Source organism: Acinetobacter lwoffii, assembly GCF_024129435.1.
Classification (GTDB): domain Bacteria; phylum Pseudomonadota; class Gammaproteobacteria; order Pseudomonadales; family Moraxellaceae; genus Acinetobacter; species Acinetobacter lwoffii_F.
Genome location: NZ_JAMXXN010000003.1, coordinates 145,795 through 164,861, shown reverse-complemented (window position 1 = coordinate 164,861; position 19,067 = coordinate 145,795). Strand labels below are relative to the sequence as shown.

Annotated in this window: 32 protein-coding genes and 1 pseudogene; 4 read left to right on the top strand and 29 right to left on the bottom strand. The window is 44.7% G+C overall.

Annotated elements, in window-relative coordinates; all coding sequences use genetic code 11:
• Nucleotides 1–80: 80 nt before the first annotated feature.
• From rplQ to NI455_RS03180, 29 genes and pseudogenes are all read right to left on the bottom strand, one after another.
• On the bottom strand, nt 81–446 hold the full coding sequence (rplQ, locus tag NI455_RS03320; RefSeq protein ID WP_116761942.1) for a 50S ribosomal protein L17: 366 nt from the start codon (nt 444–446) through the stop codon (nt 81–83).
• Between the two features lie 18 nt (nt 447–464).
• Nucleotides 465–1,472: a DNA-directed RNA polymerase subunit alpha gene (locus tag NI455_RS03315; RefSeq protein WP_004281489.1), complete on the bottom strand. Its 1,008-nt coding sequence runs from the start codon at nt 1,470–1,472 to the stop codon at nt 465–467.
• Between the two features lie 16 nt (nt 1,473–1,488).
• Nucleotides 1,489–2,115 carry a 30S ribosomal protein S4 gene (gene rpsD / locus NI455_RS03310; RefSeq protein ID WP_004281490.1) on the bottom strand — a complete coding sequence of 209 codons (627 nt, stop codon included), beginning with the start codon at nt 2,113–2,115 and terminating at the stop codon, nt 1,489–1,491.
• 12 nt (nt 2,116–2,127) lie between these two features.
• Complete coding sequence (gene rpsK / locus NI455_RS03305) at nt 2,128–2,514, bottom strand: 30S ribosomal protein S11 (protein WP_004281491.1); 387 nt, start codon at nt 2,512–2,514, stop codon at nt 2,128–2,130.
• Between the two features lie 19 nt (nt 2,515–2,533).
• Complete coding sequence (rpsM, locus tag NI455_RS03300; RefSeq protein WP_004281492.1) at nt 2,534–2,890, bottom strand: 30S ribosomal protein S13; 357 nt, start codon at nt 2,888–2,890, stop codon at nt 2,534–2,536.
• 105 nt (nt 2,891–2,995) lie between these two features.
• A complete protein-coding gene (gene rpmJ, locus NI455_RS03295; protein ID WP_000867907.1) occupies nt 2,996–3,112 on the bottom strand; it encodes a 50S ribosomal protein L36 in 117 nt (38 codons plus the stop codon).
• Nucleotides 3,113–3,131: 19 nt separating this feature from the next.
• The gene (gene secY, locus NI455_RS03290; RefSeq protein ID WP_171054339.1) at nt 3,132–4,451 is read right to left on the bottom strand and encodes a preprotein translocase subunit SecY; all 1,320 of its coding nucleotides are present in this window, start codon (nt 4,449–4,451) and stop codon (nt 3,132–3,134) included.
• 45 nt (nt 4,452–4,496) lie between these two features.
• A complete protein-coding gene (rplO, locus tag NI455_RS03285) occupies nt 4,497–4,937 on the bottom strand; it encodes a 50S ribosomal protein L15 (RefSeq protein WP_004281494.1) in 441 nt (146 codons plus the stop codon).
• A 3-nt stretch (nt 4,938–4,940) separates the two neighbouring features.
• Nucleotides 4,941–5,117, bottom strand: a complete 177-nt coding sequence (gene rpmD / locus NI455_RS03280; protein ID WP_004281495.1) for a 50S ribosomal protein L30 — start codon at nt 5,115–5,117, stop codon at nt 4,941–4,943.
• Between the two features lie 6 nt (nt 5,118–5,123).
• A complete protein-coding gene (gene rpsE / locus NI455_RS03275) occupies nt 5,124–5,621 on the bottom strand; it encodes a 30S ribosomal protein S5 (protein WP_004281496.1) in 498 nt (165 codons plus the stop codon).
• Between the two features lie 2 nt (nt 5,622–5,623).
• A complete protein-coding gene (gene rplR, locus NI455_RS03270) occupies nt 5,624–5,974 on the bottom strand; it encodes a 50S ribosomal protein L18 (RefSeq protein WP_005101200.1) in 351 nt (116 codons plus the stop codon).
• Nucleotides 5,975–5,988: 14 nt separating this feature from the next.
• Nucleotides 5,989–6,522 carry a 50S ribosomal protein L6 gene (gene rplF, locus NI455_RS03265; RefSeq protein ID WP_004645059.1) on the bottom strand — a complete coding sequence of 178 codons (534 nt, stop codon included), beginning with the start codon at nt 6,520–6,522 and terminating at the stop codon, nt 5,989–5,991.
• A 13-nt stretch (nt 6,523–6,535) separates the two neighbouring features.
• A complete protein-coding gene (gene rpsH, locus NI455_RS03260) occupies nt 6,536–6,931 on the bottom strand; it encodes a 30S ribosomal protein S8 (protein ID WP_004281499.1) in 396 nt (131 codons plus the stop codon).
• Between the two features lie 12 nt (nt 6,932–6,943).
• On the bottom strand, nt 6,944–7,249 hold the full coding sequence (gene rpsN, locus NI455_RS03255; protein ID WP_004732275.1) for a 30S ribosomal protein S14: 306 nt from the start codon (nt 7,247–7,249) through the stop codon (nt 6,944–6,946).
• 9 nt (nt 7,250–7,258) lie between these two features.
• Nucleotides 7,259–7,795, bottom strand: coding sequence for a 50S ribosomal protein L5 (rplE, locus tag NI455_RS03250; protein ID WP_004645057.1), 537 nt, complete (start codon nt 7,793–7,795; stop codon nt 7,259–7,261).
• Nucleotides 7,796–7,811: 16 nt separating this feature from the next.
• Nucleotides 7,812–8,129 (bottom strand): 50S ribosomal protein L24, encoded by a 318-nt coding sequence (rplX, locus tag NI455_RS03245; protein ID WP_004281502.1) that lies wholly within the window; start codon nt 8,127–8,129, stop codon nt 7,812–7,814.
• A 9-nt stretch (nt 8,130–8,138) separates the two neighbouring features.
• Nucleotides 8,139–8,507 (bottom strand): 50S ribosomal protein L14, encoded by a 369-nt coding sequence (gene rplN, locus NI455_RS03240; protein ID WP_004281503.1) that lies wholly within the window; start codon nt 8,505–8,507, stop codon nt 8,139–8,141.
• A gap of 91 nt (nt 8,508–8,598) precedes the next feature.
• Nucleotides 8,599–8,856: a 30S ribosomal protein S17 gene (gene rpsQ, locus NI455_RS03235; RefSeq protein ID WP_004281504.1), complete on the bottom strand. Its 258-nt coding sequence runs from the start codon at nt 8,854–8,856 to the stop codon at nt 8,599–8,601.
• On the bottom strand, nt 8,853–9,050 hold the full coding sequence (gene rpmC, locus NI455_RS03230; RefSeq protein ID WP_004281505.1) for a 50S ribosomal protein L29: 198 nt from the start codon (nt 9,048–9,050) through the stop codon (nt 8,853–8,855). The genes rpsQ and rpmC overlap by 4 nt, the downstream gene beginning before the upstream one ends.
• Nucleotides 9,050–9,463, bottom strand: coding sequence for a 50S ribosomal protein L16 (gene rplP / locus NI455_RS03225; protein ID WP_004281506.1), 414 nt, complete (start codon nt 9,461–9,463; stop codon nt 9,050–9,052). Before rplP ends, rpmC begins: the two co-directional genes overlap by 1 nt.
• Nucleotides 9,403–10,219, bottom strand: a pseudogene (gene rpsC, locus NI455_RS03220) (30S ribosomal protein S3). Before rpsC ends, rplP begins: the two are co-directional and overlap by 61 nt.
• 1 nt (nt 10,220) lies before the next feature.
• Entirely contained in the window at nt 10,221–10,550 is a 330-nt protein-coding gene (rplV, locus tag NI455_RS03215; protein ID WP_001982638.1) for a 50S ribosomal protein L22, read from the bottom strand.
• A gap of 11 nt (nt 10,551–10,561) precedes the next feature.
• Complete coding sequence (gene rpsS / locus NI455_RS03210; RefSeq protein ID WP_004281508.1) at nt 10,562–10,837, bottom strand: 30S ribosomal protein S19; 276 nt, start codon at nt 10,835–10,837, stop codon at nt 10,562–10,564.
• A 19-nt stretch (nt 10,838–10,856) separates the two neighbouring features.
• On the bottom strand, nt 10,857–11,681 hold the full coding sequence (gene rplB / locus NI455_RS03205; RefSeq protein WP_004281509.1) for a 50S ribosomal protein L2: 825 nt from the start codon (nt 11,679–11,681) through the stop codon (nt 10,857–10,859).
• A gap of 11 nt (nt 11,682–11,692) precedes the next feature.
• Nucleotides 11,693–12,013: a 50S ribosomal protein L23 gene (rplW, locus tag NI455_RS03200; protein WP_004281510.1), complete on the bottom strand. Its 321-nt coding sequence runs from the start codon at nt 12,011–12,013 to the stop codon at nt 11,693–11,695.
• Nucleotides 12,010–12,612: a 50S ribosomal protein L4 gene (gene rplD / locus NI455_RS03195; RefSeq protein WP_004281511.1), complete on the bottom strand. Its 603-nt coding sequence runs from the start codon at nt 12,610–12,612 to the stop codon at nt 12,010–12,012. Before rplD ends, rplW begins: the two co-directional genes overlap by 4 nt.
• 11 nt (nt 12,613–12,623) lie before the next feature.
• Nucleotides 12,624–13,262, bottom strand: coding sequence for a 50S ribosomal protein L3 (gene rplC, locus NI455_RS03190; RefSeq protein ID WP_004645054.1), 639 nt, complete (start codon nt 13,260–13,262; stop codon nt 12,624–12,626).
• A 60-nt stretch (nt 13,263–13,322) separates the two neighbouring features.
• Nucleotides 13,323–13,634 carry a 30S ribosomal protein S10 gene (rpsJ, locus tag NI455_RS03185; protein WP_000070912.1) on the bottom strand — a complete coding sequence of 104 codons (312 nt, stop codon included), beginning with the start codon at nt 13,632–13,634 and terminating at the stop codon, nt 13,323–13,325.
• Between the two features lie 272 nt (nt 13,635–13,906).
• Complete coding sequence (locus NI455_RS03180; RefSeq protein ID WP_253112384.1) at nt 13,907–14,641, bottom strand: type 1 glutamine amidotransferase; 735 nt, start codon at nt 14,639–14,641, stop codon at nt 13,907–13,909.
• A 163-nt stretch (nt 14,642–14,804) separates the two neighbouring features.
• On the opposite strand from NI455_RS03180, the gene NI455_RS03175 reads away from it, so the two are divergent.
• The 4 genes from NI455_RS03175 (at nt 14,805) to NI455_RS03160 (ending at nt 19,028) form a co-directional block, all read left to right on the top strand.
• Entirely contained in the window at nt 14,805–16,007 is a 1,203-nt protein-coding gene (locus NI455_RS03175; protein ID WP_253112381.1) for a PLP-dependent transferase, read from the top strand.
• Between the two features lie 18 nt (nt 16,008–16,025).
• Complete coding sequence (locus tag NI455_RS03170; RefSeq protein WP_253112378.1) at nt 16,026–17,576, top strand: helicase HerA-like domain-containing protein; 1,551 nt, start codon at nt 16,026–16,028, stop codon at nt 17,574–17,576.
• A 152-nt stretch (nt 17,577–17,728) separates the two neighbouring features.
• Nucleotides 17,729–18,490, top strand: coding sequence for a globin domain-containing protein (locus NI455_RS03165; protein WP_253112376.1), 762 nt, complete (start codon nt 17,729–17,731; stop codon nt 18,488–18,490).
• Between the two features lie 97 nt (nt 18,491–18,587).
• Nucleotides 18,588–19,028, top strand: coding sequence for an RrF2 family transcriptional regulator (locus NI455_RS03160; protein WP_224216265.1), 441 nt, complete (start codon nt 18,588–18,590; stop codon nt 19,026–19,028).
• The last annotated feature ends 39 nt before the right edge of the window (nt 19,029–19,067 follow it).

Here is a 19,067-nt window from a genome sequence, read left to right as displayed (position 1 = left end):
AAATTAAAATATACAGGCATTAAAAAAGGCCGGTTTATTCAACCGACCTTTTCGAACAACTTACGTTATTCTTCACGAAATTAGTTAACTTCGCGATCTACTAGCTCAACGTAAGCCATCGGTGCAGCATCACCTGCACGGAAGCCCGCTTTAAGAACACGTAGATAACCGCCGTTACGCTCTTTGTAACGAGGGCCAAGAATGGTAAATAATTTACCAACAGTTGCTGCTGAACGAGTACGAGCAAACGCCAAACGACGGTTTGCTACTGTATCGTTTTTAGCTAAAGTGATTAAAGGCTCAGCTACACGACGTAACTCTTTTGCTTTAGGCACAGTTGTTTTGATCAACTCGTGCTCGAACAAAGAGTTAGCCATGTTTTGGAACATCGCTTTACGATGACTGCTTGTACGGCCTAATTTCACACCACTATTACGATGACGCATGGTGATAGTCCTACTTAATTAACGGCTACGATAGGCGAAACGATCGTCCATACGGAGACTAGCCGGTGGCCAGTTCTCTAAACGCATGCCGAGTTGTAAGCCTTTAGAAGCCAGAACATCTTTGATCTCAGTAAGCGATTTTTTACCCAAGTTAGGAGTTTTAAGCAACTCAACTTCGGTACGCTGTACAAGATCACCAATGTAGTAAATGTTTTCTGCTTTCAAACAGTTAGCAGAACGAACAGTTAGCTCTAGATCATCTACTGGGCGAAGCAAGATTGGGTCAACTTCTTCACGAGGCTCTTGAGCAACAGGTGCTTGATCTTTCTGAAGGTCAACGAAGATCGCAATTTGTTGCTGCAAAATAGTTGCAGCTTTGCGGATCGCTTCTTCAGGATCTACAGTACCGTTAGTTTCAAGATCAATGATCAGTTTATCAAGGTCAGTACGTTGTTCTACACGCGCGTTTTCCACGGTGTATGAAACACGTTTGATTGGGCTGTAAGACGCATCTAACTGCAAGCGACCCACTGGGCGAGTTTCGCCTTCAGGGAAGCGTGAATCAGAAGTCTCGTAGCCACGACCTTGAGCCACTTTCAGACGCATTTTCAATGAGCCTGAGGCACTTAAAGTACCGATCAAATGTTCAGGGTTAACCACTTCAACATTATGAGGTAAACGAAGGTCAGCCGCAGTTACGTCGCCTGCACCTTGTTTCTCTAATGTTAAATAAGCTTCATTTTGATCGAACAGCTTAATCGACAATCCTTTTAGGTTCAGCAAGAGCTCGACGATGTCCTGCTGCAAGCCTTCCAAAGTACTGTACTCGTGCTCGACCCCTTCAATCTCAACTTCTACCACAGCTGCGCCAGGTAGAGAAGAAAGAAGGATGCGACGTAAAGCATTACCAAGAGTATGACCAAAGCCACGCTCTAATGGTTCTAGAATAACTTTTGCCGAGGTCCCGCTTGCCGCTTCGACCTTGATCGCTTGCGGAGTTAGAAACTCATTTGCAGTACGCGTCATATTGCTTCCTCAAGGATTATTTAGAATACAATTCTACAATCAAGCTTTCGTTGATTTCAGCAGGTAAATCAGAACGATCCGGTGCAGCTTTGAACGTACCTTCTAATTTAGAATGGTCAATTTCCATCCAAGAAGGCATGCCACGTTGAGTAGCTAATTCAATTGCGTTTTTGATACGTAATTGTTGCTTAGCGCCTTCGTGAACTGCGATCACATCACCCGCTTTAACTTGGATAGACGCAATGTTAACACGACGGCCATTCAAAGTGATGCTACGGTGAGATACTAACTGACGAGCTTCTGCACGAGTAGAACCGAAACCCATACGATAAACAACGTTATCAAGACGGCTTTCAAGTAGCTTCAACAGGTTTTCACCAGTTGCGCCTTTAACACGAGCAGCTTCTTTATAGTAGTTACTAAATTGACGCTCTAAAACACCGTACATGCGACGTACTTTTTGTTTTTCACGTAATTGTAGTGAGTACTCAGATTGTTTACCACCACGAGCCCCGCCGTGTTGGCCAGGAACTTTCGCATGTTTTTTTGTCTTAACATCAAACGGTTTAACGCCTGATTTAAGTTGCAGGTCTGTCCCTTCGCGACGAGAGAGTTTGCATTTTGGACCAATATAACGAGCCATGAATGTTTCTCCTTACACGCGACGTTTTTTAGGTGGACGGCAACCGTTGTGCGGGATTGGCGTCACATCGGTAATGCTGTTAATTTTATAACCCACTGCACCTAAAGCACGAACCGCAGATTCACGACCAGGACCAGGACCTTTTACAAGGACGTCCAAGTTTTTCAAACCGTAGTCTAAAGCAGCTTTACCAGCAACTTCAGCAGCTACCTGAGCAGCGAACGGAGTTGATTTACGTGATCCACGGAAGCCTTGTCCACCTGAAGTGGCCCAAGCCAGTGCATTACCTTGACGATCGGTAATAGTCACAATGGTGTTATTAAAAGAAGCGTGAATGTGTGCGACACCTTCAGAGACGGTACGAGTGACCTTCTTGCGTGCGCGAGTATCTTTAGCCATCTTTTAGCTTCCAGAAATCTTATTTCTTAATAGGTTTGCGCGGACCTTTACGGGTACGAGCGTTAGTTTTGGTGCGTTGACCGCGGACAGGCAAGCTGCGACGATGACGAAGACCGCGGTAGCAGCCTAAATCCATTAAACGTTTAATGTTCATGGAAATTTCGCGACGTAAATCACCTTCGGTCGGAACCTTAGCAACTTCTGCACGAATCGCATCAAGCTGAGCGTCATCTAATTCACGGATCTTAGTAGTTGGAGCAATACCAGCAGCAGCTAAGATAGCTTTTGAAGTATGGCGACCAATACCAAAGATATACGTTAGAGAGATAACAGCGTGCTTGTTATCCGGAATGTTTACACCGGCAATACGAGCCATTCAATTTTCTCCAAAAAGGCAGTAGATAATCAACCGCCCCACAAAAATCTTGAGGGGCGGATAATAACCTAATTCGCCTACAGAAATCAACAGGTCTTAATCAGATTAACCTTGACGCTGCTTATGACGAGGTTCTGCGCTACAAATTACGCGGATAACCCCATTACGACGGATAACTTTACAGCTACCACAAATTTTCTTAACAGAAGCTTGTACTTTCATGATGAAACCTCAAGTGCGCTTATCCCTTAGGATGAGCAGTCGTTTTTCTCATTAACGTTTGATTATCGTATTGGTGCGAAGTGAGGTGTGATTGCAGCTGAGCCATAAAGTCCATCACTACCACCACAACAATCAGCAAAGAGGTACCACCCAAATAGAATGGAATACCAAATGAACTTTGCAATACCATCGGCATCAAACAAATGACTGCGATGTAAATCGCGCCAATAAATGTCAAACGATTGAGAATATGATCTAAGTAACGAGCAGTTTGCTCACCTGGACGTATACCAGGCACGTAAGCTCCGCTGCGTTTCAAGTTCTCTGACACTTCTTTAGGACTAAATACCAGTGCTGTATAGAAGTAACAGAAAAAGATAATTAACGCACCAAAGAGCACCAAATACAACGGCTGACCAGGCGACAATACCAATGCTACATCTTGCAGGCTACGCTTAATAAATCCAGCATTTGGATCTGCACTACCCACCCACTGACCTAAGCTCGCAGGGAACAAAAGTAATGAGCTGGCAAAAATTGCCGGAATCACACCCGCCATATTAATTTTTAATGGCAAATGTGTCTGCTGTGCAGTAAATACACGACGACCTTGTTGTTTTTGAGCGTAGTTTACCGGAATACGACGCTGCGCTTTCTCAATAAACACGATCGCTGCCAAAACACCCAGAGATAACAAACCAAAAATTACCAAGCCAATCAGGCTGGTCTGGCCATTATCTACAGAGGAGAAAGATTGCATAATCAGATTAGGCAATCCGGCAACAATACCCGCGAAGATGATCATGGAAATACCATTTCCCACCCCACGCTCGGTAATCTGTTCACCCAACCACATCAAGAACATGGTCCCCGCAACCAGTGAGGTTACTGCAGGAACATAAAAAGCCAAACCAGTATTCAGGGTAATCCCCTGACTGATCAGGCCTGCACACATACCTATCGCCTGTACCAGCGCTAAGAATAATGTACCTTGTCGTGTGTATTGATTAATTTTACGTTTGCCTTGCTCGCCTTCTTTCTTTAAAGCTTCCAGCGAAGGAACCACAGTTGACATCAACTGCACGATAATCGACGCAGAGATGTATGGCATGATCCCGAGAGCAAGAATAGACATTCGTTCTAATGCACCACCAGAAAACATGTTAAACAAACCAAGGATGGTACCTTGGTTTGCATTAAACAAGTTTTCTAACGCAGCATTATTGATGCCTGGTACTGGAATATGCGCTCCTAGTCGAAACACCAACAACGCACCAATGAGAAACATCATTCGACGAATAATTTCACGGTATTTCACATGAAATGGTTGGCCTTTCATCATGTTGACATGACCTGAAGAACTAGGAGTCATAGACACTGGGGATTACTCCTCGACTTTGCCGCCAGCAGCTTCAACAGCAGCTTTAGCGCCTTTAGTCAATGCAACACCTTGAACAGTGAATGCACGAGTAATTTCACCAGAAAGTACGATACGAGCACGGATCATGTCTTTACGTACAACGTTCGCAGCTTTTAAAGTTTCAAGAGACACGATGTCGCCTTCAACTTTAGCAAGCTCAGATAAACGTACTTCAGCAGTTTTCAAAGCCAATTGGCTAGTGAAGCCGAATTTAGGCAAACGACGGTAAAGTGCTGTTTGACCGCCTTCGAAACCTGGACGAGTACCACCGCTCTTACGTGAGTTTTGACCTTTGACACCACGGCCACCGGTCTTACCAACGCCAGAACCGATACCACGGCCTAAACGAAGGTTATCACGTTTAGCACCTTCTGCAGGTGCAATTGTATTTAAACGCAGAGTCATGGCTTATTCCTCTACACTAACCATATAGTAGACTTGGTTGATCATACCACGGTTAGAAGGTGTGTCTAACACTTCTACAGTATGACCAATACGACGCAGACCTAAACCTTGCAGGCTAAGCTTGTGATTTTTCAAGCGGTGCGATGCAGATTTAGTCTGGGTAACTTTAATCGTTTTCATGATTGATTACCCTTGAATTTGTTCTACTGAAAGACCACGTTTCGCAGCAACCTTTTCAGGAGTAGTCATATCACGCAAACCATTGAAAGTTGCGTTTACTACGTTAGCAGCGTTAGTAGAACCACGGCATTTAGTCAACACGTTACGTACGCCTACAGCTTCTAGAACTGCACGCATAGCGCCACCAGCAATTACACCTGTACCTTCAGAGGCAGGCTGCATGAATACGCGGCTAGCGCCGTGACGTGCATGAATTGGGTGCTGTAACGTACCATCAACAAGGTCAACAGTAATCATATTGCGACGAGCAGCTTCAAGTGCTTTAGAGATAGCAGCTGGAACTTCACGTGCTTTACCACGACCAAAACCTACGCGACCATTACCATCACCCACAACAGTTAATGCTGTGAAAGAGAAGATACGACCACCCTTAACAACTTTGGCTACACGATCAACGGCAACCAGCTTTTCAACAAGACCTTCGTTTTGTTCAACTTTAGCCATGATTAGAACTCCAAGCCGTTTTCACGAGCAGCATCAGCCAAGGCTTTGATACGACCATGATATTTAAAACCAGAACGGTCAAATGCAACTTTAGTAACACCAGCTGCTTTAGCGCGTTCTGCGATTAAAGCACCTACTTTTTGAGCTGCTTCAACGTTACCAGTTGTACCCGCACGTAGAGTAGTGTCTAAAGTAGAAGCTTGCGCTAATACTTTGCCACCATCTGCAGAGATAACTTGAGCATAGATGTGACGCGGAGTGCGGTTTACACACAAACGAGTCGCACCCAATGCACGGATGTGCAAGCGTGTGCTTTTCGCACGACGCAAACGGGATTGTTTCTTTTCGTTCATAAGAACCTCGCGCCTTATTTCTTCTTAGCTTCTTTACGAAGTACAACTTCGTCAGAATAACGAACACCTTTGCCTTTATATGGCTCTGGTGGACGGTAACCACGGATATCTGCAGCAACCTGTCCTAAAGCTGCTTTATCAGCAGATTTAAGAATGATTTCAGTTGCAGTTGGAGTTTCAGCAGTTACACCTGCAGGAAGTGCATAATCGATCGGATGAGAGAAACCAAGGTTAAGATGAACAACGTCACCTTTAACCGCAGCTTTATAACCAACACCGATAAGCTGTAACTTACGTTCGAAACCTTCGCTAACACCTTTTACAAGGTTGTTAAGCACAGCGCGAGCAGTACCAGCTTGCATCCAAGCGTCTTTCGACTCTTGTACTGGAGCAATAGCTAGAATACCGTCTTCCTGTTTAAGCTCGACCAGCGCATGCAGGTTGAAAGACAATGTACCTTTAGTGCCTTTCACTTCGACCTGCCGGCCGTTCTGAGTAACTGTTACACCGTTAGGTACAGTTACTGGGGCTTTAGCCACACGAGACATGAGGAATCACCTATTAAGAAACAAAAGCAATAACTTCACCACCAACGCCTGCAGCACGTGCAGCGCGATCAGTCATGATGCCTTTGCTTGTAGAAACAATTGCAATACCTAAACCTTGCTTAACGCTAGGAAGTGCATCTTTACCGCGATACTGACGTAGACCTGGACGGCTTACGCGCTTCACAGTTTCGATAACTGGTTTGCCTTCGAAATACTTTAAAGTCAAAGTAAGAGTTGGTTTGCCTTCAGCATCCGCAACTTCTACGTTTGAAATATAACCTTCTTGTTGAAGTAAGTTAGCAATTGCTACCTTCAACTTAGAATTAGGCATAGAAACAGTTTGTTTCTTTGCCATTTGTGCGTTACGAACACGTGTTAGCATGTCGGCAACGGTATCTTGCATACTCATCTATAGTGCTCCTTACCAGCTTGCCTTAACAACGCCAGGTACATCACCTTGCATTACTGTTTCACGTAATTTGTTACGGCTTAAACCGAACTTACGGAAGTAACCATGAGGACGACCAGTTAAACCACAACGGTTACGTAGACGTACTGGAGATGCATTACGTGGTAATGCTTGTAATTTCATCATCGCTTCGAAACGTTCTTCGTCTGATGCATTTACGTTTGCAATAACAGCTTTTAATTCAGCACGTTTTGCAGCGTATTTAGCAACAGTAGCTTCGCGTTTCAATTCGCGATTAATCATACCTTTCTTAGCCATATCGACCTCTTATTTGAACGGGAAGCCGAATGCACGCATAAGCGCACGGCCTTCGTCATCGGTGCGAGCAGTCGTAGTAATGGTAATATCCATACCACGAATACGATCAATCTTGTCAAAATCGATTTCAGGGAACATGATTTGCTCCTTAAGACCCATTGAGTAGTTACCACGACCGTCGAATGATTTCGCAGAGAAACCACGGAAGTCACGGATACGAGGGATCGCAATCGAGATCAAACGGTCCAAGAATTCGTACATACGTTCGCCGCGTAAAGTAACTTTACAACCGATCGGCCAACCATCACGGATTTTAAAACCAGCGATTGATTTACGAGCTAACGTAAGTACTGGTTTTTGACCAGCGATAGCTTGCATATCTGAAAGAGCACCATCAAGGAGTTTTTTGTCAGCAGCAGCTGCGCCAACACCCATGTTGATCGTGATTTTAGTGATGCGAGGAATCTCCATCACATTCTTAACACCCAATACTTCTTGTAATTGAGCTTTAAGTTCGTCGTTGTAACGTGTTTTAAGTCTGGCCATGGCCTATATCAACCTATTACTTCGCTACCGCCACTGATTCACCATTTGATTTGAATACGCGAGTTTTCACGCCATCAATCACTTGGTAACCAACACGGTCAGCCTTTTGGGTTGTAGCATTAAAAACTGCCACGTTTGAAATATGAAGCGAAGCTTCCTGAGTTACAACGCTACCTTCAGCGCCTGTAGCACGGTTCGGCTTCTGATGCTTCTTCACCAAGTTAAGGCCTTCAACCTTAACACGGTCATTAGAAACAGACAGAACAGTACCCTGTTTGCCTTTTTCTTTACCTGCGATCACAATTACTTGATCGCCTTTTTTAATCTTAGCCATGATCGCCTCTTATAGAACTTCAGGAGCCAATGAAATAATTTTCATGAACTGTTCAGTACGAAGTTCACGAGTCACTGGTCCGAAAATACGAGTTGCAATCGGCGCTTTGTTGTTGTTCAAAATAACAGCAGCGTTATCGTCGAAACGAATCACTGAACCGTCTGCACGACGGATACCGAATTTTGTACGAACCACAACCGCATTCATCACGTCACCTTTTTTAACACGTGCGCGTGGAATTGCTTCTTTTACAGTAACTTTAATAATGTCGCCAACAGAAGCATAACGACGATGCGAGCCACCAAGTACTTTAATACATTGTACGCGGCGTGCACCACTGTTGTCTGCTACGTCGAGCATAGTTTCGGTCTGAATCATTGCCCTACTCCAAAACCGAGCAACACCGGTCGAAATTTCGAAAGGCTCAAAGAGTACTCGAAATTGACCGATGATGCAACAAGAACGTTAATTACTCAGCAGCTGCTTCAACAACTTCAACTAGAGTCCAAGACTTAGTTTTAGAAATTGGGCGGCTTTCTTTAATGGTTACAACATCACCAGCTTTCGCTGTGTTGTTCTCATCATGAGCATGTAATTTTGTTGAACGGCGGATTAATTTGCCATACAACGGGTGTTGAACTTGGCGTTCAATAAGAACAACGATAGATTTATCCATCTTGTCGCTTACAACTTTGCCAGTTAACGTGCGGACTGTTTTATCACTCATTGTCCGTTCCCCTGTTTTTCGGTAAGGAGGGTCTTAATACGAGCAATAGTCTGACGAGTAAGTGCAACTTCATGCGATTTACCCAATTGACCAGTTGCTTTCGCCATACGAAGACGGAATTGGTTAAGCTGTTGCTCATCAAGCAAAGCTGTCAACTCTTCTACCGACTTTTCACGTAGATCTTTAGTTTTCATTACATTACCGTCCGAGTCACGATAGCGGTTTTAAACGGAAGTTTAGCTGCTGCAAGCGTAAACGCTTCGCGAGCCAATTCTTCGTTAACACCATCAATTTCGTACAAGACTTTACCTGGTTTGATTTGGCAAACCCAATATTCCACAGAACCTTTACCTTTACCCATACGCACTTCAAGAGGCTTAGAAGTAATCGGTTTGTCCGGGAATACACGGATAAAGATCTTACCACCACGCTTAATACGACGGCTAATTGTACGACGCGCTGCTTCAATTTGACGCGCAGTCATTTGACCACGTTCAACTGATTTAAGTGCAATAGTACCGAAAGATACTGTGCTACCGCGGTGTGCTAGACCAGTGTTACGGCCTTTCTGCACTTTACGGAATTTAGTACGCTTAGGTTGCAACATGGATTATTCTCCTTTTTCAGCAGAACGATCATTGCGACGACCACGACGCTCTTGACCTTCACCACGACCACGACCGCGTTTAGCTGGACGCTCTTCTGCTGGAGCTGGGTTCATGACTTGTTTCATGCCGCCCAAGATCTCACCACGGAAGATCCAAACTTTAACACCGATCGTACCGTAAGTAGTCTCAGCACGCATAGTCGCATAGTCGATATCTGCACGAAGCGTATGTAGAGGTACACGACCTTCACGATACCACTCAGTACGAGCAATCTCAGCACCACCTAAACGGCCTGAAACTTCTACTTTGATACCTTTAGCACCAGCACGCATTGTGTTTTGTACCGCACGCTTCATAGCACGACGGAACATTACACGTTTTTCTAATTGAGAAGCGATAGCTTCAGCAACTAGACGCGCGTCTAAGTCTGGACGATCAATTTCATTGATACTTACTTGCGCAGGAACACCCATGATAGATGTCAATTCGCGTTGTAGTTTCTCAATATCTTCGCCTTTTTTACCGATTACGATACCTGGACGAGCAGTGCTAATAGTTACTTTAGCAGCGCCTGTAGGGCGTTCGATAAGAATGTTGCTGATCATCGCGTTTTTAAGTTTTTTGATCAAAAACTCACGAACTTGAAGATCTTTAAGCAAGTATTCAGCGTATTGTTTCGGATTCGCATACCAGTTAGCGTTATGACGTTTCACAACACCTAGGCGGATACCGATTGGATGAACCTTCTGACCCATATCAAACCCCTACCTTAACGGTGATGTGACAAGTACGCTTAGTAATACGATCTGCACGGCCTTTAGCACGTGGCATAATACGTTTCAGGCTCATGCCTTCATCAACGTAGATCGTAGAAACTTTAAGGTCGTCTACATCTAAACTGTTATTGTGTTCAGCGTTTGCAATCGCAGATTCCAACGCTTTCTTAACTAGAACTGCAGCTTTTTTGTTGCTGAAGTTAAGGATGTTAAGAGCGTGCGCAACAGATTTGCCGCGGATAAGATCTGCAACCAAACGAGCTTTTTGTGCCGAGATAGCGGCACCGCGTAATTTAGCAGTTACTTCCATCATAGCACCCATTAACGTTTAGATTTCTTGTCAACACCGTGACCGCGATAGGTACGAGTTGGTGCAAATTCACCAAGCTTGTGACCAACCATGTGCTCAGAAACGATCACAGGAACGTGGTTACGGCCATTGTGTACAGAAATTGTTAAACCAACAAAATCCGGGAGGATCATCGAACGACGCGACCAAGTTTTGATCGGCTTACGGTTATTAGCCGCGATAGCCGCTTCAACCTTAGCGAACAAGTGCGCATCGACGAATGGGCCTTTTTTCAGAGAACGAGGCATTGTCAGATTCCTTTACTTGTTACTTAACGCGACGGTCGCGAATAATCATCTTAGTCGTACGCTTATTGGTACGTGTCTTGTACCCTTTAGCTTTTTGACCCCATGGGCTTACAGGTTGAATACCTTTGTTACGCCCTTCACCACCACCGTGTGGATGGTCAACTGGGTTCATCGCCATACCACGAACGGTAGGACGAACACCACGCCAGCGTGATGCACCAGCTTTACCTAGTGAACGAAGGTTGCTTTCTGAATTAGATACTTCACCTAACACAGCACGGCATTCAACGTGAATTTTACGCATCTCGCCTGAACGCAGACGAACGATAGCGTAAGAACCGTCACGACCCAACAGCTGAACTGAAGTACCAGCTGAACGAGCTAACTGCGCGCCTTTACCGATTTTAAGTTCGATGTTGTGAAGAGTAGAACCGATAGGCATGTTGCGAAGCGGCAAGCAGTTACCTGGACGAATTGGAGCATCGTTACCAGACTGTACTTTATCGCCAGCGCGAAGGCCTTTAGGAGCGATGATATAACGACGCTCACCGTCAGCATACAATACAAGTGCAATGTGTGCAGTACGGTTAGGATCGTATTCGATACGCTCTACAGTTGCAGGAATACCATCTTTGTTACGTTTAAAGTCAACTAGACGGTAGTGCTGCTTGTGACCGCCACCAACGTGACGAGTCGTGATGTGACCGTTGTTATTACGGCCGCCAGTACGTTTTTTAGCTTCAACCAACGGAGAGTATGGTGCGCCTTTGTGAAGGTGATCGTGAACCACTTTCTCTACAAAGCGACGTCCTGGAGACGTTGGCTTACATTTTTGAATAGGCATAATTCTCGTCCTTATTCCGCTGTGCTTTCAGCGGTATCGCCCAAGTCAGCCATTTCAACATCTTGGCCAGCTTTCAGGGTGACGTATGCTTTTTTAACATCAGAACGACGTCCTAATGTTTTACCAAAGCGTTTAGACTTACCTTTAGTGATAGTCGTGTTAACTTTAACAACTTCCACACCAAAGAGTTGTTCCACTGCTTTTTTGATTTCAAGCTTGTTTGCATTTAATGCAACTTTAAACACTTGAACACCAGCAGTTTCACCTAAAACTTGTGCTTTTTCTGAGAATACAGGTCCTTGCAGGACTTGATAGATACGTTCGTTGTTCATCCGAGTTCTACCTCAATTTTCTTAGCAGCAGCTACAGACATAACAACTTTGTCGAACGCAATCAAGCTAACCGGATCGATTGCAGCAGCATCAACCACATCAACGTGTGGAATGTTGCGCGCAGCAAGATACAAGTTCTCATCAACAGCATCAGTAACGATCAATGCGCGAGTCGCATTCAAGTCGTTAAGTTTTGCAAGCAATTCTTTAGTTTTTGGAGCTGCAACAGCAAACTCTTCAACTAAAACTAGGCGATCTTGACGAACAAGTTCAGCTAGGATGCATTGCATAGCACCGCGGTACATTTTACGGTTTACTTTTTGAGACCAGTCTTGTGGACGAGCAGCAAAAGTTTTACCACCGCCAACCCAGATTGGGCTACGAATAGAACCAGCACGAGCGCGGCCAGTACCTTTTTGACGGAATGGCTTGCGACCACCGCCAGAAACGTCTGCACGTGATTTCTGAGCTTTTGAACCTTGACGGCCACCAGCTAAATAAGCTGTAACCACTTGGTGAACAAGAGCTTCATTAAATTCACGACCGAACGCAACTTCTGATAATTCAACAGCAGAGCCGGAAACAGTATTTAAATTCACGTTATTTCCCCTCAGGCCTTGATCGTAGGACGAACGATTACGTCGCCACCAGTAGCACCAGGAACCGCGCCTTTAACAACTAGAACTGAACGTTCTGTGTCGATAGCAACGATCTCAAGACCCTGTGTAGTTACGCGTTCAGCACCTAAATGGCCAGCCATTTTTTTGCCTTTGAATACGCGACCAGGAGTCTGGTTTTGACCAGTAGAACCTAAAACACGGTGAGAAACTGAGTTACCGTGAGTTGCATCTTGCGTACGGAAGTTCCAACGCTTAACACCACCTTGGAAACCTTTACCTTTAGATTGACCAGTTACGTCAACAACTTGACCAACTTGGAACAATTCAACGGTAAGCGTACCACCAACTTCACGACCTTCAAGATCAGCTTCTGTAGCACGGAATTCTTGAACTAGACGACCAGCTGCAACACCCGCTTTCGCGAAGTGGCCTTTCTGAGCGTTAGTTACGCGAGATTCGCGACGTTCACCAGTAGTGATTTGAATCGCTTGATAACCATCAGTTTCAAGCGTTTTGATTTGAGTGATGCGGTTAGGATCAACCTCAATCACTGTAACAGGCACAGAAACACCAGCATCTGTAAAGATACGTGTCATACCGCACTTGCGACCGACTAAACCAATAGCCATGTGCATAAACCTCTAAAAAAGCGGCCTAATTAACTTAGAGTGTTAATTAACCCGAAAGCCTTAACCCAATGCGATCTGAACATCAACACCAGCTGCAAGATCTAACTTCATCAATGCATCTACAGTTTTGTCTGTAGGTTGAACGATGTCGATCAAACGCTTGTAAGTACGGATTTCGTACTGGTCACGCGCGTCTTTGTTTACGTGTGGTGATGTTAAAACGTTAAAACGTTCAATGCGTGTTGGCATTGGAATTGGACCACACACTTGTGCGCCAGTACGTTTTGCGGTTTCTACGATTTCTTGAGCTGATTGATCAATCAGGCGATGATCAAAAGACTTAAGACGGATACGAATTCTCTGGTTAGACATACCAGTAAACTCCAAGCCAAATATATAAAGAATCACTCTTGACGCATCTCACCCCACTTTATGTGGGCAAGTGTCAAGAGCAGTGAAATATCACTAAGGTCATGATCGATGCCACGACTGTAACGATAGTTAACTACTTTATTCGCAGTTAACCCCCTTCCTATTGAAGGGTCGCTTATTATAGCCATTGTTTAATGCATAAGCAAATCTCTTTTATGGTTTTATCCAAGTTTTCAATTTATGACTTAAAACAATAGTTTATTGTTTAAATATTAGGCAGTTTTTGCCAAAACATATTCTATAGCACGATTTAACATCTGATTTCCTTCAATAAATTTTTGCTTCGTGGTTTTTTTTAATTCAAATAAATTTTGCACATATTTTCCTGAAAATTGCGCAAGCTCTTCTTCATTTTCCAAAAACAATGCCAGGGTTTCTGGGGTAATTTCAGGATGAAACTGGAAGCCCAATACATTTCTGCCCAACTGATACATCTGATTACGACAGGCTTCATTTTCTGCCAGATGGACTGCACCTTTGGGCAATTCAAATGTTTCATTGTGCCATTGCAGAATATTAAATTGCTCCGGCAAGCTAAAACACGTCTCTGGTAGATTCGTCACTCTGTGCACCGTGGTCCACCCCAATTCCTGTTCTGGATTGCGACTAACACCTGCACCTAAAGCATTTGCAATCAATTGCCCACCCAGACACAGGCCAATTGCCGGTTTGCCATGCGAAAGATAGCGACGCAACCAGCGTTTTTCTATTTTTAACCAAGGGAAATTCGCTTCATCATTCACACTCATGGTTCCCCCCATAATGATCAGCAAATCCACCTCTTCCACTGCAGGCAGCGCCTCGATCTCCAGCGTTCGATCCACGGGTAAAGCAAAAAATTCAGTCGCTGTAATGTGCGCCTGATGCTGCTTTAAAAATTCATAACAACTACCAAAACCTTCACCAGCAATATGCTGAAAATAATGCACTTTTAAATGCGATTTCATGCTCCTCAACCTATTTTTTTAGCTATATAGATTTAGGTTTTGCAAAAATGAAGCCAACTTTTTATAAGACTTGTTGTTTTTAAACAATTCACAACGTCACTGGCAGTGAGTCACAGATTCTCTTAAGCTAGAGTAATATTTGATTACATTTGAGCGCATTCACGTGAAACAAGACCCTCAAACTCGCCTGATTCATGCACCACGAAAGGCTCCTCAAGCGATTTCCACCATTCAGCCTCCCCTCTATCGTGCATCGACGATTATCTTTAACAATACCGATGCCCTGTTTAATCGCCATTGGACCGATGACTATGATTATAGTTATGGCACGCATGGCACGCCTACGACCTTTACGCTGGGCGATAACATCGCACAACTCGAAGGTGGTTTATATCACCTGCTCGCACCGAGTGGTTTATCCGCGATTAATCTCGTGAATTCTTGCTTTTTAAGCCAGGGCGATGAGGTTTGGGTGGCTGACAATATCTATGGTCCAAACATGGAGCATTTACGCAATATGGAAAAGCGTTATGGAATTACGGTTAAGGTCTACAATCCCATAGAGCTTGATACATTTCAGCCTACAGATAAAGCCAAACTGATCTGGCTCGAGGCTGCTGGCTCAGTCACCTTGGAATTTCCGGATCTGGCTGGTTTAGTGAAAAAAGCTCAGGCACACAATATTCTTACTGCGCTGGATAATACCTGGGGCGCAGGTCTGGCTTTTGATGCCTTTGATTTTAGTGAAGAGCATTTAAGTGTAGATATGACGGTACATGCACTGACCAAATATCCAAGCGGCGGTGGTGATATCCTGATGGGCTCAGTGGTTACGCGAGATAAGACCCTGCATCACAAACTGTTCCGTGCGCATGCCATTCAGGGCATTAGTGTTTCTGGTGATGATGTGGCACAGATACAACGTAGTCTGGCTTCGATGCAACTGCGATATCAACATCAATCCAACAGTGCGCTTACATTAATGACATGGCTTAAACAGCAAACCGAGTTTGTGCAAGTACTTCATCCTTCAGATCCGGACAGTGCAGGCCATCAGTACTGGAAAGAAATTTGCAAGCAAGGTGATAGTGCCGGCCTGGTCAGCGTGATCTTTGACAGCACATACGTAATGCAGGATATCCGGAATTTCTGTGATAGCTTAAAACTGTTTAAGCTTGGCTTTAGTTGGGGTGGCCCTGTCAGTCTGGTCATGCTATATAACTTAAAAGACATGCGTGTGCTGGAACATTCACACTTAAAAGACGGCTTGCTGGTTCGTTTCTGTATTGGACTGGAATATCCGGAAGATTTGATTCAAGATATTCAGCATGCACTAGAACAAATGAAAAAACTTAAAAACGAATAATAAATAACAGGAAAAGCTATGGGTAGACCAATTGTTATTGCTAAAAAAACTGCGGATACCACACAGGATATTGTGCTGCATTCCCAACTTGCCAATCGACATGGCTTGATTGCAGGTGCCACTGGTACCGGAAAGACTGTGACTTTAAAAGTATTGGCGGAGAGCTTTTCTCGAATTGGTGTACCTATATTCCTCGCCGATGCCAAAGGCGATGTGTCCAGCCTGGCCAAAGCAGGTGAAAGCAGCCCCAAGTTTGATGAACGGATTAAAAGTCTCAATATCGAGTCCATTCCTTTTGCAGCCTCACCAGTGGTGTTTTGGGATTTATTTGGCGAACAGGGTCATCCGATTCGCACTACCATTTCTGAAATTGGCCCGCTGCTGCTGGCGCAAATACTGAATCTGAATGACACCCAGGAAGGCGTTTTATCTGCCGTGTTTCGGATTGCCGATGATCAGGGTTTATTGCTGATCGACTTTAAAGATCTGAAAGCGATGCTGAGTTATGTCTCTGAGCATGCGGCTGACTTTAAAGCTGAATATGGCAATCTTTCACCCGCCAGTCTCGGTGCGATTCAACGTAATTTGTTAGCACTGGCTGACCAAGGCGGTGACCAGTTTTTTGGCGAACCAGCGCTAGATCTGATGGACTTTTTGCAGACAGATAGTCAAGGACGTGGCAATATCAATTTGTTGGCGGCTGACAAGCTAATGAATACGCCTAAGCTATATGCCACGTTCTTGCTCTGGATGCTCTCCGAGCTGTTTGAACAGCTTCCAGAAGTCGGCGATCTAGATAAACCCAAACTGGTGTTTTTCTTTGATGAAGCCCATCTCTTGTTTGATAATGCCAGCCCTGCCCTACAGGATAAAATTGAGCAGGTGGTGCGTCTCATTCGCTCGAAAGGTGTGGGGATTTATTTTGTCACGCAAAATCCACTGGACTTACCGGAAAGTGTCTTAGGCCAGCTCGGCAATCGGGTTCAACATGCTTTACGGGCTTTCACTCCCAAAGATCAAAAAGCAGTGAAAACCGCAGCAGAGACCTTCCGAGCCAATCCTGAATTTAAAGTCGATCAAGTGATTACCGAACTTGCTGTCGGTGAAGCCCTAATTAGCTGCCTGGATGAAAAAGGCATTCCGCAAATTGTAGAACGTGGCTGGGTCATGCCGCCGCATTCCTCCTTTACACCGATCTCGCTTGAAGAACGCAAGGCTCTCATGCAGCAAAGTATTGTCGCCGGTATTTATGAGCAGCCAGTCGATCGGGACAGTGCCCACGAAATGCTGCAAAATAAGGTGGCAGAACGCCAGCAGCAGGCTCAAGCCGCCGAACTTGCCAAACAACAAAGCAAAGAGCAAGAAGCCCTCGCCAAGCAGCAACTTAAAGAACAGGAACGTCTGGCACGAGAACAGCAAAAAGAAGCTGAACGCGCAGTCAAGCAACGAGAAAAACTGACTCAGGATATTGTCGGCACCTTTGCCAAAAGTGCTGCCCGCAGCCTGGGCGGGAGTACTGGGCAGAAAATTGTGCGCGGCTTACTGGGTTCGCTGTTTGGCCGCAAATAATCCCGCTCCTTTTCCGATCATCATCACACTTTTTATGGGATATTTTCATATCCCATAATTTTTTTACGGTTTTATGACTATGCGCTATTGTAAAGCCATTTTAAAAGATGTAATTTAAATACATCTTTTAAAAACACCTGAAGACGGCTCTCATGACTCCACAACATATCGAACTTGTACAAGCGACTGTTCCTGTTTTACGTGAAAACGGCGTAGCACTTACCACGTATTTCTATAACCGCATGTTGAACAACCATCCAGAGTTGAAAAACACCTTCAACATGGATCATCAAAGTACCGGCCGTCAACCACGTGCCTTGGCTGCTGCAGTACTTGCCTATGCCGAAAACATTACCAATCCGGGCGTTTTGGCCAAAGCCATCGAACGCATTACCACTAAACATGTCAGCCTGGATATTCAACCGGATCAATATGCGATTGTCGGTGAGAACCTGTTGCACTCAATCAGCGAAGTTTTAGATGTACCCATGGACTCAGACCTGATCGCAGCCTGGAAAGAAGCTTATATGCAACTGGCAGATATTTTGATTGGTGTGGAAAAATCTAAATATGCCACTCTAGCTTCTGAAAATGGTGGCTGGGCGGGCTGGCGCGAATTTGAAGTGGCAGCAGTGAATGATACCGATGCAGGTAAAGTCTTTACGCTTAAAGCTAAAGATGGTGCAGCGATTGCAAGTGCTGAAGCTGGTGAACATATTTCAGTACGTGTACAGGTGCCTGAACAGCACATTCGTCAACCACAACAGTTTAGCTTTGATCAAGCTCAAAACGAGCAATATCAAATTACTGTGAAAGCGGAAGAAAATCCAACCACATTCTCGGTTGCACAGACACTGATCGACCACTACAAAGTTGGTGATATAGTTGAAGTGTCTGCCCCGCTCAAGCTTTAATTACCAAAACGGTTTAGACTAGCATCAGATTCTGATTAAAAGCTCCATTCGTGGAGCTTTTAACATTCAACTTTTTCATTTTCTAGCTGTTGACCTTATGCAACTCAATAAATTCACTGACTATGCGCTTCGGATCCTGATGTATGTCGCACAGCCACGTGATCTCCCTTATACCATTGCAGAACTTGCCGAGCGCTTGCAGGTTTCACAAAATCATGCCATGAAAATCGTGCATTTTATGGCGAAACAGGACTGGCTGATCACCACACGTGGTAAAGGTGGCGGCATACGTTTAAATCCGGCAAGCCTGAACCTCCAGCTGGGACAGATTGTGCGGATTCTACAACGCGACAGCAATGTAGTGGAATGCAATAGCCCACCCTGCGTATTACGTCCGACCTGTGGTTTAAAAGGCATTTTAGATGATGCAGTGGAACAGTTTTATAGCAGTCTGGATCAATATGTACTTAAAGATGTGATTACGCCACGAAATGCGCGTTTCAGTACAAATTCTCCGATCGGCCTGATTAATCTTTAAAGTCTTCCGGGTCATGTCTTGTGACTTATTCTTGCGGCA

Bases quoted from the DNA above. Each gene is read 5' to 3' on its own strand.
- rplE (WP_004645057.1), bottom strand. From the start codon at position 7,795: ATGGCCAGACTTAAAACACGTTACAACGACGAACTTAAAGCTCAATTA.
- rplW (WP_004281510.1), bottom strand. From the start codon at position 12,013: ATGAACAACGAACGTATCTATCAAGTCCTGCAAGGACCTGTATTCTCA.
- rpsN (WP_004732275.1), bottom strand. From the start codon at position 7,249: ATGGCTAAGAAAGGTATGATTAATCGCGAATTGAAACGCGAAGCTACT.
- rplR (WP_005101200.1), bottom strand. From the start codon at position 5,974: ATGAACGAAAAGAAACAATCCCGTTTGCGTCGTGCGAAAAGCACACGC.
- rpsH (WP_004281499.1), bottom strand. From the start codon at position 6,931: ATGAGTATGCAAGATACCGTTGCCGACATGCTAACACGTGTTCGTAAC.
- rpsK (WP_004281491.1), bottom strand. From the start codon at position 2,514: ATGGCTAAAGATACTCGCGCACGCAAGAAGGTCACTCGTACCGTCTCT.
- rpsE (WP_004281496.1), bottom strand. From the start codon at position 5,621: ATGGCTAAAGTTGAACAAAACGAAGGTCTTGTTGAAAAGCTGGTTGCC.
- rplC (WP_004645054.1), bottom strand. From the start codon at position 13,262: ATGGCTATTGGTTTAGTCGGTCGCAAGTGCGGTATGACACGTATCTTT.
- secY (WP_171054339.1), bottom strand. From the start codon at position 4,451: ATGAAAGGCCAACCATTTCATGTGAAATACCGTGAAATTATTCGTCGA.
- rpsQ (WP_004281504.1), bottom strand. From the start codon at position 8,856: ATGAGTGATAAAACAGTCCGCACGTTAACTGGCAAAGTTGTAAGCGAC.
- rplP (WP_004281506.1), bottom strand. From the start codon at position 9,463: ATGTTGCAACCTAAGCGTACTAAATTCCGTAAAGTGCAGAAAGGCCGT.
- rplQ (WP_116761942.1), bottom strand. From the start codon at position 446: ATGCGTCATCGTAATAGTGGTGTGAAATTAGGCCGTACAAGCAGTCAT.
- NI455_RS03170 (WP_253112378.1), top strand. From the start codon at position 16,026: ATGGGTAGACCAATTGTTATTGCTAAAAAAACTGCGGATACCACACAG.
- NI455_RS03160 (WP_224216265.1), top strand. From the start codon at position 18,588: ATGCAACTCAATAAATTCACTGACTATGCGCTTCGGATCCTGATGTAT.
- rplN (WP_004281503.1), bottom strand. From the start codon at position 8,507: ATGATTCAGACCGAAACTATGCTCGACGTAGCAGACAACAGTGGTGCA.
- NI455_RS03180 (WP_253112384.1), bottom strand. From the start codon at position 14,641: ATGAAATCGCATTTAAAAGTGCATTATTTTCAGCATATTGCTGGTGAA.
- rplV (WP_001982638.1), bottom strand. From the start codon at position 10,550: ATGGAAGTAACTGCTAAATTACGCGGTGCCGCTATCTCGGCACAAAAA.
- rpmC (WP_004281505.1), bottom strand. From the start codon at position 9,050: ATGAAAACTAAAGATCTACGTGAAAAGTCGGTAGAAGAGTTGACAGCT.
- rpsM (WP_004281492.1), bottom strand. From the start codon at position 2,890: ATGGCTCGTATTGCCGGTGTAAACATTCCGGATAACAAGCACGCTGTT.
- rplO (WP_004281494.1), bottom strand. From the start codon at position 4,937: ATGACTCTGCGTTTAAATACAATTGCACCTGCAGAAGGTGCTAAACGT.
- rpsD (WP_004281490.1), bottom strand. From the start codon at position 2,115: ATGGCTCGTTATATTGGTCCAAAATGCAAACTCTCTCGTCGCGAAGGG.
- rplF (WP_004645059.1), bottom strand. From the start codon at position 6,522: ATGTCTCGTGTGGCTAAAGCCCCAGTAACTGTACCTAACGGTGTAACA.
- rplB (WP_004281509.1), bottom strand. From the start codon at position 11,681: ATGCCTATTCAAAAATGTAAGCCAACGTCTCCAGGACGTCGCTTTGTA.
- rplX (WP_004281502.1), bottom strand. From the start codon at position 8,129: ATGGCTAAGATTAAAAAAGGCGATCAAGTAATTGTGATCGCAGGTAAA.
- rpmD (WP_004281495.1), bottom strand. From the start codon at position 5,117: ATGAAAACGATTAAAGTTACCCAGACTAAATCTGCATCGCACCGCTTG.
- rpsJ (WP_000070912.1), bottom strand. From the start codon at position 13,634: ATGTCTAACCAGAGAATTCGTATCCGTCTTAAGTCTTTTGATCATCGC.
- NI455_RS03315 (WP_004281489.1), bottom strand. From the start codon at position 1,472: ATGACGCGTACTGCAAATGAGTTTCTAACTCCGCAAGCGATCAAGGTC.
- rpmJ (WP_000867907.1), bottom strand. From the start codon at position 3,112: ATGAAAGTACAAGCTTCTGTTAAGAAAATTTGTGGTAGCTGTAAAGTT.
- rpsS (WP_004281508.1), bottom strand. From the start codon at position 10,837: ATGCCTCGTTCTCTGAAAAAAGGCCCATTCGTCGATGCGCACTTGTTC.
- NI455_RS03165 (WP_253112376.1), top strand. From the start codon at position 17,729: ATGACTCCACAACATATCGAACTTGTACAAGCGACTGTTCCTGTTTTA.